Origin of the sequence: Photobacterium japonica (genome assembly GCF_050337005.1) — a bacterium.
GTDB classification, from domain to species: Bacteria; Pseudomonadota; Gammaproteobacteria; order Enterobacterales; family Vibrionaceae; genus Photobacterium; species Photobacterium japonica.
Map to the genome: position 1 here is coordinate 37,369 of NZ_JAKJSN010000030.1, position 12,503 is coordinate 49,871.

Below are 12,503 nucleotides of genomic sequence, written 5' to 3' on the forward strand. Positions count from 1 at the left end.
TGTCGCTGGGTGTTTTTTATTGTGCTGGCTTTTCCGTGAGGTTTTTTCCAAGAAGAGATATCTGGGCGGTTATCCTTGCGGTTAATCATGCTGTCTCATAATCAGGTTGGCGTAAATGCATGATGTCATCTTTCTTTAGGTAGAGGGATGTAGGCAGATCAGGATGTTGACGGGCGATGAACGCTGTTTTCGCCGACCAGATGAAAGAGGCAACACTATGCGGCCAATACCACCTACCTTACCGTTACTCTGCGCTATTGCCATAAGCAGCTTAGGACTATCTACGCCGTTATCCGCAGAGCCATTATTGATGGTTTTTGACGAGTATATGCAACGCTGTATGCAGACATACGGGGATGATTCCGTGACGGAAAAAGTGTGTGAATCCCAATACCGCGCGATTGAAGAAAAAGAGCAGGCGTTAACCGCACAAACGGATGCGTTGACGGAATCCTTGTGGCAATCCGAGGCGCCATTGTCAGCAGAGGGTCGGCCTGAAGGAAATAGTAACAATACCGATCAGTAGGCGTTTTCTACGGGGGTTTGCTTATCGGCGAGATACATGAAGACATCACAAGGCTTGTCATAGTTAACGCTGATGATGTGTTCGTGCGGCGTGCTGTCGATGGAAAAGCGAAGGATTTTTTTCACGCTGATTTGTGCCGCCAGGCGTTGAGGCGTATTGAAATACACCGCTGAAGGCTGAAACATGTCTGGATTTTCTTTAAGTAACGACGCATAACACCGATCAATCGCTTTATGGGTGTTCAACATAAGGTGTGCGTCACGTTCATTCGGGCGCCAGTCATTCTTACTCATCACTTGTAGCATGGTTTGCCAGTGGTGAGCGGCTAATGCGCCCATGGCGACATATTCCGGTTGTTGGTAGTTCGCCAACAGTGAGGCTTCAAAATCATCCCGTATATCGTTTTCGTTAGCATCTTCACCCAACAGACTGCGGTGGTTGTTGTCGATGCCGATAGGCAGTTGGCTGGAGCTGATTTTGAAATTGGCTAACACTTGTAAGGCGTGAAATTGGTTGATCGGGACGGGGTTGCTTAAAGCGTGCGCGGACAAAAGCAGGGAGGACGTGACAAATAAAAAGGTAACGGCTTTCATTCTGGTCTCTCCTCCTGATTCGACACCCTACAAAGGGGTCTTTATCCTGCTAAAACACCTCTCATGGCAATGAGTAAAGTAAAAATAGTCGAGTTAAGCCCAAATAAAGTCAAATAATTACATGCGCTTACAGTGGTGTTTTGTGTTCCGCCACACTAGGCGAAAAATTCATTTTCTCTGTGATGACTGTTCAGCTCTTATTTAGACAAAGGGCGTAATATCATAATAGTCATCAACGAGTGCACGATGTAACGCCTTCACTGGTTGATGTGCTTAATCTATGGCTCCCTGTTGTTGACAGGGGGTGTATTTCAATTAGGCCAACCACGTTGACTTAATTCTTATCCGTTTTGATGAGTAAGCCATTATGCGCAATATGTTGTTTGACGTGCTATTGGTGGTGGTGGCGATTGCCGTAGCGATAGGGTTATTTTCTGCCTCATTATTCGCTTAAAAGCACCTTGCGGTGCTTTTAAGCGTCATGTCAGGGGTGTAACGGTAACTGCACGATAACGTCGACCCCTTGTAAGTCCTGTCGATTCCGCAGTGAGATGTTACCGTTGTGATATTCCGTAATTAGCCGCGCAATAAACAGCCCCAGCCCCAAGTGCGGTTTGCCTTGTTTATCTTGGCTACGTACCGAAACCATGGAATTCAGTAATTGGTTTTCCATATTAGCCGGCAGCAGTGGGCCTTTATTACTCACGACCAATTGTGCATAACCCTGTTGTGTATGGCTTTGGTGTGAGGTTAGGGTGACTGAAATGGGTTCGTCCGATGGACTAAAATCCACCGCGTTCGCGATTAACTTATCCAGAAGCTGCGCTAAATAATCCGGCGCCCCCTCTATCCACACCTTGTCTTCAACCTGCACGGCAAAGCGATGGCTGGCGTAGGCCATTTCATGCCCCTGCAAACAGCCGGATACCAGCTCATTGAAGGGGAAGTGTTCTTTTTCAGCCCCCTGTAAGCTCTGCTCAATGCGTGTGGCTTCTGTCATGCTGGATAAAATGGTGCTTAAACGTTGTACCCCTTCTTGTGCACGGTCGATGTAACGTTGTGATTCTTCATCTGGTTGCTGCATCGCTAAGTTTTCAATGGAAGATCGTACCACGGCCACGGGGGTACGCAGCTCATGCGACAAGCGAGAAGACAGGTTTTCCAGATAATGGTTGTATTGCCCTAAACGGGACACCATAGCGGCCAAGCTACGGCTCAAATCGCCAATTTCGTCGCTTTCTTTCATGGCCGTAATGGGTTGCTGAATGCGGCCTTGGCTGTCGATAGCGTGTTCGGCTTCATCACGCAGGCGGCGGATCCGGTTGGAAATTTTCGACGCGAACAAGAACAGCGTGAGGGTGCCGATGGTAATGATGGCCACCAGCGCATTCAGCAACTCTTCCAATGCGCGGTTGGTGAGCGTTTGAATACCAATGGTGGACTCTTCGGCGATGACGGCCCCCATGACATTGTTATCCAGCCAAATCGGGTAGGCGGCAGAGAGGAGCATTGTGTTGCCATCTTCTGACTGACGCCATTGGGAATAGCCTCGTCCTTGTAATGCTTGGAATAACGGTACGCCTTGTACCGCCGCCGCGTCTGGCAATGAATCGGTGAACGACGTGGGTTCCGTTAGCAGATAGCGATAGTACAACGGATGCAAGTAGGTTTTTGTTAACCGTGACCACCACGTTTTCTCTTCACTTTTATCGATGGAAGACGACCACAGCCCATTGGATTGTTGAATATCACCGGTCTGCGCCAATACACGCTGATGACGGTCAACCACCCAAATGCGTGAACTGGTGTGTCCCATCCCTTTCAGAATTTGTTCAATTTCTGGCGAAGGCACTAACACCGTGCCCAGTTTGTGCTGGTGGTTGGTATTCGAGGTGCCCAGAATGGTGTCGATATCGCGGCTACGGGTGCTGTTCACATCGTATAAGGCAAACCCTAACTTGCTGCCAAGCAAGGTGAGTGGCATACGCAGTTCAATGTTGTAACCGGTGTCGGTGGTGCGCCAATAGCCTTGAATCGTCTCAACAGATTGCAAGTTGTTAGGATCGCTGATGTCGCCATTCACTTGCCACGCGTCAACCTTGCCATCTTGATACGCGGCAATCACATAGCGGTGAAATTCACCGGTGGGTGACGTCATGGCGATGATCAGGTGATCATTGCGATCGACCCGCGCAGCCCCTTGTCGGCGCATCACCGGCTTAGTGTCGTTGACCTCAAACGCGGCGTATAGGTTGCCATCATGTTTGCCGACCACATGGCGAAAATGCAGGCTGGATGCGCGATAGGGTTGGCGACTGAATTGCACGTAATCGCGGCCGTAATCGACCAATTTGTCGTCCAGATCCGCCCAATCGTCCATCTCACCATTTAGCGTGACCGGGGCATTCAGATCATACGCATACAAGTCCCGGCCTTTTTCTACTGATTGCAAGAAACTGGCTTGATCATTGAACAGGTTTGGGCGCTCATTCAGCGCGGTTGCCAAGGCGCGGGTGGTGCCGATCAAGGTTTGCTCTTGGCCTTGGCGCAGGATTTTTTCCATTTCCAGCACGTAGTTGTAGCCGACCCACGGCAGGGCTAACAACAAGCTGGCAATCAAAATCACTTTGGTACGTAAGCCGAAGCCAAACCGTACAGGCGCACGCAGATGAGACGGTTTTTCACGTTTTGATTGCAGCCAGTCTTTCAGGCGATGCTCAAGGCGTTGTAAGTGTTCCAGCATCATCATGAACCCCAACGGTAGCCCATGCCATACACGGTATTGATGCGATCAAACGCACTGTCAAATTGCATGAATTTTTTACGGATGCGTTTAATGTGCGACGTGATGGTGCTGTCATCCACCACGACCTGCGCTTCGTCCATCAAATCGTGACGGCTTTTGACATGGCCAGGGCGTTTGGCCAGCGCGTACACCATCCAAAACTCTGTGACGGTCAGCTCAATGAGTTGCTGATTCCAGAAGACCTGCATTTTATTCTTATCAATGGTCAGCGCACCGCGTTCCATCAGGGTGTCTTGTTCTGTCGGGGTGGCCATTAAGTCACTGCGACGAAACAGAGCGGCAATACGGGCAATTAAATGGGGCAGGCTAATGTCTTTGGTCAGGTAATCATCGGCGCCCATGCGCAGGCCGCACACGGTATCAAAATCACTGTCACGCGCGGTCAGGAAAATAATCGGCACTGTCGGTGAGAGCGCACGCAGGGATTGGCACAGGGCAAAGCCGCCGTCGATTTCATTTTGTAAGCCAATATCGATAATGGCCAAATCGGGCAGTTGCTCAGTGAACGCTTGCTGGGCATCGGGACGGTTGTCAAAACCTTGTACATCGTAGCCGTGCTTTCTCAGCACATCGATATAGTTTTCGCGGATCGCTTGTTCATCTTCCACAATGACAATTTTCTTCATCTTTTCTACCTTGGCGGGCCTGAATACTGCCGCTCGCTGTCTCGTAATGCAGTGACTATACAATAAATTGTTCGCCTGAAAAGGGCGATTCAGCGAAATAAGGCGATTGCCATTTTTTTGCCACAATTGATCACGACATTGCCTTTTTTTGTCCCTTCTGATGCCACATCTGCTTGCTTTAATAACCTCATCGAAACGGTGCAGACGCACTGAAGCAACACTAAAAAATCAAACAACAACGTCAACTGGCACCAGACAATCAATAAGGATGACATCATGAAAAAGCAGCTAATTTCTACCGTAATCGCCACGCTATTCGTTACCAGCCTAGCGGCACCGTCAGCGATGGCGACACCGGCTTCTAACGATGCCAATGATCAGTATCAAGTCGGCGAGCAAGAAACGTTAATCGGCTTTGGCAGCGGCGCCGCATTGGGTGCGGTGATTGGTGGCCCTGTCGGTGCAGCAATCGGTGGCATTGTAGGCGGCATTGTGGGGACGGCAGTCGGACAAGACGGTTACATTCAGGCGCAAACAGAAGAAATGGACGAACTGGCTGCACGGAATGGGGCGCTTGAAGAAATCAGTCAACGTTATAATCAAGCGCAAATTGACATAGCCCGCCTAGAGCAAGAACGTTATGACTTAATGAATGTTCAGGATCGAGACATTGATTTAGCCCTTGAAATGAATGTGCACTTTCGCACGGGGTCTGCCGACATTGAGCCGCATTTCAAAACCCAACTCGATGAAATTGCGGAAGTCATGAAGCAAGCGCCAGACATTAAGTGGGAACTGTCTGGCTATGCAGACCGTCGTGGTGATGGAGAGAAGAATCTTGTTTTATCAGAACAGCGTGTCGAGGCTGTGCGTACTTACTTAGAGCGTCACGGTGTCGATGGTAGCCAGATTTTTGCATCGGCATACGGTGATCAAGAACCCTTAAAAGCCGAACAAAACTTTGAAGGGGACTTCTTTGACCGTCGAGTGACGTTGCGCAGTGGTAATGGCACCGTCAGCACTGCCAAGAGTCTGAATTAAGCTGAGAGAGCAGGTATCGCATTGAATACAGAAACAGACAATATGACAGGAGCATCATGCTGGATGCTCTCTTTCCTTCTCACGCTTATCTTAACCTTGCAAATTGGCGTAAAAGGCGATGATGTGACGGCATTACGCATTGATACGCCTGATGGGCAAACCTTGTATGTGTGGGAGGATCAATCAACGTGGTCTTCAGAGGGGGTGTTGGATGATATGTATTTTGAACAACACATCCCAGAGGTCCGAGCAAAATAAAGGTAGGGAGTCACAGTCATGGATGAATCATTGTGGTTTGAAATGCTATTGAAACTGTCAGTGCTGCATTTAAGTCTTATTTATTGTTAGTGCCTCATCGTTGAAGGGGCGAAATGACCGTTAAAATGTCAGGATATTTTACATGTCGTCAAGTCAATGAAAATCAAATCATCATAACCTATTGATTTTATTGATGTGCAAAAAGTGGCACAAATGCTGCTTTGTTATATGTGTATCACGGAGATATTTACATAACGTAACAAACACAACTTAATGGCAGGGAGATACACCATGAAAATGACTAAATACGGACTGTACACAGCGGTAGCAGCTTCAATGGCATTTGCATCACAGGCGCAAGCCACTATGGTGATTGATGACTTTTCAGATCCGGTCCTACTGGGTAACTCAGTAAATGATACAACGGCAGGTGGTGGTGGTGTCGGCAGTACGTTTGATTCGGGTACTGTACTGGGTGGTGAACGTGACATCTTTATTGAGCTGTTATCTCCGGGCTTTAACCCATTATCGGGGGCGGTGCTAGCGGTGTCTGGCGGTTCATTAACCTATGAAGCGGGTTCTGGTGCAATTGCCACAGGTAAGATTCAGTATGATGGTGATGATAATGATGCAGATGTTCTTGACGCAGATGGTTTGGGTTCAGAAGATTTAGCTGCAAATGGTAATGCTTTCTTACTAGATGTCTTGGATGCTGATTTTGGCTTTACCTTTTCTATCGAAGTATGGTCAGGTGCTGGTGGTTCATCGTTTAAAAATGAATATGTCGCAGCGGGAACGAATGTACCGGTAACACGTTCATTTGCGTTCAGTGATTTCACAGGTGTTGATTTCACCGATGTCAGTGCGATTGAATTTGTTATCAATACAGAAGGGCTTGCCGGCCAAACGTCAATTGACTTTACGATTGATGCCTTCAAAGTGCCAGAGCCAACATCAATGGCGCTGTTCGGTTTGGGTTTGATGGGCTTGGGTTATACCCGTCGTCGTAAAGCACAAGCGGAATTAGTGAAAGCCTAATTCAGACTGCAGGTAAGGACCTAATGAAAAACTCGCCAATAGGGCGAGTTTTCTCGTGCTTTGCATTTCGCAATGCATAGGGCTACGACACAGTAGCCGTGAGCATATCGCGCAAACGATCTTGTACCACTTCGACCAGCAAATCCGGCTGGAATTTGGAAATGAAGCGGTCACAGCCCACTTTTTCCACCATGGCTTCATTGAAGCTGCCACTCAGTGAGGTGTTCAGGGCGATAAACAGATCGCTCATGCGAGGGTCGTTACGGATTTCATGGGTTAGCTTATAACCGTCCATCTCTGGCATTTCAGCATCGGTAAACATCATCATGATTTCATCGTGCACCGACTTGCCACTGTCACACCAACTTTTCAGTAGGGTAAGGGCTTTCAGGCCATCGCTGGCTTCAATCACCTCGACACCAAGTTGTGACAGGGTATCGCGGATCTGCGCACGTGCTGTCGATGAATCATCCACGATCAACACTTTCTTGCCCGCAAAATGATTAACGATGGTGTTATCCAGCACGCCATTGGAGATTTGAATGTCGTAATCGACAATCTCTGCCAGCACTTTTTCCACATCAATAATGCTGACTAAGCGATCAAACCCATCACGCGGTATTTTGGTAATGGCAGTCAGGTAATTGTGTTTACCCACTTGCTTGGGTGGCGGCTGAATATCACGCCACGTCAGGTTCACAATATTCATCACTTGGCCGACCATAAAGGCCTGCACAGAACGGTTGTATTCTGTGATGATGATATTGTATTCACCCTCATGTGTGTCGCAGCGCATACCAATCGCACGGCGCAAATCGATAACAGGGATCGAAACACCACGAATATTGGCAACACCCGTGATGTGCGGGTGTGAACCTGGCAGACGATTCAGTTTAGGCAGTTTTACTACCTCTTTGACTTTAAATACATTGATTGCGAACATTTGCGCGGTGTGCATTTGGAAGATCAACAATTCTAATCGGTTTTCACCGACCAGTTTCGTGCGTTGATCCACTGAATCTAATATTGTCGCCATACGATGTTTCGAGCTTGGTAATTGTTCGGGTTATCAGTAAATTATACTGGGATTCGCACGGTAAAGTCACGCCCAATGCGTATATAAATCTGAAAATACACACTTAAAAAGCAAGTCTCATTGCGAAATAAGGCTGTATTGAAATAAACTCCCGCACTGTCCCAAATCAAGGATTTTTATCCACCAAGTGTTACCCTGTTCACAAAATAATGTAAATGGTTCCGCTTTATCAGCGTAAATCTAACGTTTTCGCTGGTTAGCATTCTGCGCACTGTGCGGTGTATCGTTGCTCTCGATACGTCAATAAATAATAAAAAGGTCAATTTTAACAATGATCTATATCATCCAGTGCCAGCAACAGAAGAGACAACTATGAACAATGTCATCATTGACGGGCAGTCGATTACTGTCGACGGTCAACAGTCACTCCTTGATGTCGCAACAGCACATCAGATTGAAATTCCTTCGCTGTGTGGCCTGAATAAAAGCGGTGAGAAAGTGCCGTGTGATCTCTGTGTGGTAGAGATTGACGGGCAAGGCATGCAGCGCGCCTGTGACGTTAACGCACAAGCCGGCATGTCAGTCACTACACAAAGTGACGCGTTGAGCGCACACCGCCGTCAGGCGTTGAACCGTATCATGGCGGATCATTACGCAGATTGTGAAGCACCGTGCCAAACCGCGTGTCCTGCTGGCGTAGACATTCAATCTTACCTGTATCACATCGCCCAGAATGATCATCAAAAAGCGGTAGAAGTGATCAAGCGTACATTGCCAATGCCCCTATCTATTGGTCGTGTATGTCCGGCATTCTGTGAAGCGGAATGTCGTCGTGGCATCGTGGATGAACCGTTGGCGATCCGTCAGCTAAAACGCCACGCGGCCGATATCGATTTAGAAGCCCAAGAACAATACGTGCCACCACGTAAAGCCGACAAAGGTAAGCGTGTGGCCATTATTGGTAGTGGCCCGGGCGGTTTGAGCTGTGGTTATTACCTGAGCAATGAAGGTTACGCTGTCACGGTATTTGAGTCGATGCCGAAAGCGGGCGGTTGGCTACGCTACGGTATTCCTGAGTACCGTTTGCCAAAAGCGATTTTGGATAAAGAAATTGAACTGATTTGCCGTAACGGGATGGAAGTGAAAACGAACCAATCCTTGGGTAAAGACATGAAACTGTCTGAGCTAATGGCGGATTATGACGCTGTCTGTTTGGCCGTGGGTGCCTCACAAGCGGTTGAAATGCACTACACAGGTAGCGATCTTGACGGTTGCTATTTGGGTGTGGATTACCTGAAAGATTACGTCACTGACAAGCAGTACACCACGGGCAAGAAAGTCGCCGTGATCGGTGGGGGGAATACCGCTATCGACTGTGCCCGTACTGCCGTGCGTGATGGTGCAGACACGACACTGATCTACCGTCGTACCCGTGATGAAATGCCTGCGGAAGATTACGAAATCGCCGAAGCGGAGCACGAAGGGGTGAAATTCCACTTCCTGACCAATCCTGTTGAAAACATGGCGGATGAAAACGGCCGTGTGACAGAAGTGAAGCTGGAAAAAATGGCGTTGGGCGAGCCGGATGCGTCTGGTCGTCGTAGTCCTGTGCCGACGGGCGAATATGTCCTTGAGCATTTTGATACGGTGATTTCTGCGGTATCGCAAAAGCCGGATCTGTCGTTCCTGAATGATGATGCGTTGGAATTGCCGATCACCCGTTGGCAGACTGTGGAATCTTGTGAACACACCATGCACGTGGGTATAGAAAACATCTTCAGTATTGGTGACTTACGCCGTGGCCCAGCAACTGCGATTGAAGCGGTGGCGGATGGTCGAGTGGCTGCCCATGCGATTGACCGTTTCCTACACGGCGATATGGAAGCCGTACCGGTGAAGCCGTTTAATGCGCAAAAAGCACCGAGTGTGAAGCAGGTTGACCCAGCACAATTTGCGGGTTTGCAAAAAGCGATGCGTGTGATTATGCCTGAGCTGACGGCGGCTGAGCGTGAATTGAGCTTTGCGGAAGTGGAAACGGGCTTTGATAACGCAGATGCGATGCGCGAAGCCGCACGTTGTCTGGAATGTGGTTGTCAGGCCAATACTGATTGTAAACTGCGTGATTACTCTACCGAATACCAAGCCGAGCAAACCGCAGAAGCGATGGCAGATTGCCAGAAGTTTGCCGTGGATAACAGCGCCGAATTCATCGTGTTTGATGCGAACCGCTGTATCAGCTGTGGCCAGTGTGTGCAGACGTGTAACGAGAAAACCGTACACGGCGTGTTGAGTTTCATGAAAAATGAAGACGGCACCAGTGCTAACCGTCCAGAGTGTCGTCCGGGCTTTGATAATCGTCAGTCAATGGGTGATTCAAACTGTGTGCAGTGTGGTGCGTGTGTGCAAGCATGTCCAACCGGTGCGCTGGTGGATGGTCGTGACCGTTCACAAGGCCGCATTGAAATGCTGACACCGGTTGACACCATTTGTACCTACTGTGGCGTGGGCTGTAAGGTCACCATGTTTGTGGATGAAGCGACAAACAAAATCCGCTACGTACAGGGTGCGAAATCGTCACCGGTTAACCAAGGGATGCTGTGTGTGAAAGGCCGCTTTGGCTTTGACTTTATTCAAAGTGAAGAACGTCTGACGCACCCGCTTATTCGTCGCGGTGGCCGCAACGGTAAGCTGGAAAAAGCGACATGGTCTGAAGCCATTGCTTTGGTGGCTGACAAACTGGGTGAGATCAAAGCCACTCATGGCGGTAATGCGCTAGCGGGCTTTTCATCAGCAAAAACCACCAATGAAGATAACTTTGCATTCCAGAAGTTCTTCCGCCGTGAATTGTTAACCAACAACATCGACCACTGTGCGCGTCTGTGTCACTCCACCACCGTAACAGGTTTGGAAGCGTCACTGGGCAGCGGGGCGATGACTAACGATATTCCGAGTATTCAGCATTCTGATCTGATTTTCATCATTGGTTCGGATACGACAGCGGCGCATCCAATCATTGCGTCACACATCAAACAAGCGTTGCGTTCAGGCAAAGCGCGTTTGGTGGTCGCGGATCCAAAACACGTTGAAATCGCGGATCATGCGTCACTGTACGTGGCGCATCGCCCGGGTACTGACGTGATGCTGTTGAACGGTATCATGCAGCAAATCATCAAAAACGGCTGGCAAGATGAAGTGTACATCGCTGAACGTGTCGCTGGCTTTGATGTGCTGAAAGACGAAGTGATGCGCGACGATTACTCGCCAGCGAATGTAGAACTGATCACCGGCGTGAAGCAGGCGGATCTGCTGCACATGGCAGAGTTGATCGGTACCGCAGAGCGTACAGCCGTGTACTACTCGATGGGTATCACCCAGCACACCACGGGTCACGACAACGTCCGTTCGATTGCCAACCTGCAAATGCTGTGTGGCAACATCGGTATTGAAGGCGGCGGTATTAACCCGCTACGTGGTCAGTCAAACGTACAGGGTGCGTGTGACATGGGTGCGTTGCCGAAAGACTTCCCGGGTTACCAGAAAATCCGTAACCCAGAGGCACACCAGAAGTTTGCCAAAGCGTGGGATTGTCCGGAACTACCAGCAGAAGATGGCCTGACACTGACTGAAATCGTCGATGCGGCGTGTCATCAGCAGGTACGTGGTCTGTATGTCATGGGTGAAAACCCTGTGCTGAGTGATCCTGATCAGAAGCACGTATTGGAAGCGCTCGCGGCATTGGATTTCTTGGTGGTGCAGGATATCTTCCTGACCGAAACTGCACAGCTGGCGGACGTGGTATTGCCATCGTTCTCGTTTGCTGAAAAATCTGGTCACTTTACTAACACCGAACGTCGTGTTCAGCGTGTGTCGCCAGCATTGCGCGCACCAGGCGAAGCGATGGAAGACTGGCGCATTATCCAGACTATTGCTAACGCAATGGGCAGTGACTGGGCGTATGAATCGGTACGTGACATTACTGACGAGATCAACGTGCTGACGCCGCAGTATGCGGGTATCACATGGGATCGTGTTGGGGCAGAAGGCATTCAGTGGCCATGTCCAAGCACGGATCATGCGGGTACACGCATCATGCACAAAGACAGTATGATGCGTGGTAAGGGTGAGATGGCAGCGGTACCGTTCCGTTACGCGGCTGAACTGCCGGATCCGGAATTCCCAATGGTACTGACCACAGGCCGTTTGTTGGAACAATTCCACACCGGCACCATGACACGTAAGACCAAAGGGTTGGATAACCTGGCTGGCCCACGTGCGATGATTTCGGTGCAAGATGCCGAGCGTTTGGGTATCAGCAACGGTGAGATGCTGAAAGTGTCAACGCGCCGTGGCAGCATCGAAACGCCAGCGTTTGTGACCAAGCGTATGCAAGAAGGTGTGGTCTTTGTGCCGTTCCACTTTGTGGAGTCAGCGGCGAACAAATTGACAGTGACCGCGACAGACCCGCACGCCAAGATCCCTGAGTTCAAGGTGGCTGCGGTGAAGATCGAAAAAGCACACGTTGCTGAGACGGAAGCCGAAGTAGAAATACTGCCTGCTTAATCCTGTTTAATATCGCTTT

The 12,503-nt window shown here is 49.4% G+C and carries 9 protein-coding genes; 5 read left to right on the forward strand and 4 right to left on the reverse strand.

Features of this window, described 5'->3' with window-relative positions:
* The first annotated feature begins 217 nt into the window (after positions 1–217).
* A complete protein-coding gene (locus L4C36_RS13040) occupies positions 218–526 on the forward strand; it encodes a hypothetical protein (RefSeq protein WP_428478240.1) in 309 nt (102 codons plus the stop codon).
* On the opposite strand, the gene L4C36_RS13045 is transcribed toward L4C36_RS13040, so the two are convergent.
* The 3 genes from L4C36_RS13045 to pdsR form a co-directional block, all read right to left on the reverse strand.
* Positions 520–1,119, reverse strand: a complete 600-nt coding sequence (locus tag L4C36_RS13045) for a hypothetical protein (RefSeq protein ID WP_428478241.1) — start codon at positions 1,117–1,119, stop codon at positions 520–522. The two genes, L4C36_RS13040 and L4C36_RS13045, sit on opposite strands and share 7 nt — an antisense overlap.
* A gap of 484 nt (positions 1,120–1,603) precedes the next feature.
* Complete coding sequence (gene pdsS / locus L4C36_RS13050) at positions 1,604–3,868, reverse strand: proteobacterial dedicated sortase system histidine kinase (RefSeq protein WP_428478242.1); 2,265 nt, start codon at positions 3,866–3,868, stop codon at positions 1,604–1,606.
* Entirely contained in the window at positions 3,865–4,551 is a 687-nt protein-coding gene (gene pdsR / locus L4C36_RS13055) for a proteobacterial dedicated sortase system response regulator (protein ID WP_428478243.1), read from the reverse strand. Before pdsR ends, pdsS begins: the two co-directional genes overlap by 4 nt.
* A 276-nt stretch (positions 4,552–4,827) precedes the next feature.
* On the opposite strand from pdsR, the gene pdsO reads away from it, so the two are divergent.
* The 3 genes from pdsO (at position 4,828) to L4C36_RS13070 (ending at position 6,888) form a co-directional block, all read left to right on the forward strand.
* Positions 4,828–5,592, forward strand: coding sequence for a sortase-associated OmpA-like protein PdsO (pdsO, locus tag L4C36_RS13060; protein WP_428478244.1), 765 nt, complete (start codon positions 4,828–4,830; stop codon positions 5,590–5,592).
* 63 nt (positions 5,593–5,655) lie between these two features.
* Positions 5,656–5,850 carry a hypothetical protein gene (locus L4C36_RS13065; RefSeq protein ID WP_428478245.1) on the forward strand — a complete coding sequence of 65 codons (195 nt, stop codon included), beginning with the start codon at positions 5,656–5,658 and terminating at the stop codon, positions 5,848–5,850.
* A 291-nt stretch (positions 5,851–6,141) separates the two neighbouring features.
* Positions 6,142–6,888 carry a PEP-CTERM sorting domain-containing protein gene (locus L4C36_RS13070; protein WP_428478246.1) on the forward strand — a complete coding sequence of 249 codons (747 nt, stop codon included), beginning with the start codon at positions 6,142–6,144 and terminating at the stop codon, positions 6,886–6,888.
* Between the two features lie 82 nt (positions 6,889–6,970).
* Here the strand turns inward: L4C36_RS13070 and L4C36_RS13075 are convergent, their stop codons facing one another.
* Complete coding sequence (locus L4C36_RS13075; protein ID WP_428478247.1) at positions 6,971–7,924, reverse strand: chemotaxis protein CheV; 954 nt, start codon at positions 7,922–7,924, stop codon at positions 6,971–6,973.
* Positions 7,925–8,296: 372 nt separating this feature from the next.
* Here L4C36_RS13075 and fdhF point away from each other — a divergent pair, with 372 nt between their 5' ends.
* Positions 8,297–12,484, forward strand: a complete 4,188-nt coding sequence (gene fdhF, locus L4C36_RS13080; RefSeq protein ID WP_428478248.1) for a formate dehydrogenase subunit alpha — start codon at positions 8,297–8,299, stop codon at positions 12,482–12,484.
* The last annotated feature ends 19 nt before the right edge of the window (positions 12,485–12,503 follow it).

Bases quoted from the DNA above. Each gene is read 5' to 3' on its own strand.
- L4C36_RS13040 (WP_428478240.1), top strand. From the start codon at position 218: ATGCGGCCAATACCACCTACCTTACCGTTACTCTGCGCTATTGCCATA.
- L4C36_RS13045 (WP_428478241.1), bottom strand. From the start codon at position 1,119: ATGAAAGCCGTTACCTTTTTATTTGTCACGTCCTCCCTGCTTTTGTCC.
- pdsS (WP_428478242.1), bottom strand. From the start codon at position 3,868: ATGATGATGCTGGAACACTTACAACGCCTTGAGCATCGCCTGAAAGAC.
- pdsR (WP_428478243.1), bottom strand. From the start codon at position 4,551: ATGAAGAAAATTGTCATTGTGGAAGATGAACAAGCGATCCGCGAAAAC.
- pdsO (WP_428478244.1), top strand. From the start codon at position 4,828: ATGAAAAAGCAGCTAATTTCTACCGTAATCGCCACGCTATTCGTTACC.
- L4C36_RS13065 (WP_428478245.1), top strand. From the start codon at position 5,656: ATGCTCTCTTTCCTTCTCACGCTTATCTTAACCTTGCAAATTGGCGTA.
- L4C36_RS13070 (WP_428478246.1), top strand. From the start codon at position 6,142: ATGAAAATGACTAAATACGGACTGTACACAGCGGTAGCAGCTTCAATG.
- L4C36_RS13075 (WP_428478247.1), bottom strand. From the start codon at position 7,924: ATGGCGACAATATTAGATTCAGTGGATCAACGCACGAAACTGGTCGGT.
- fdhF (WP_428478248.1), top strand. From the start codon at position 8,297: ATGAACAATGTCATCATTGACGGGCAGTCGATTACTGTCGACGGTCAA.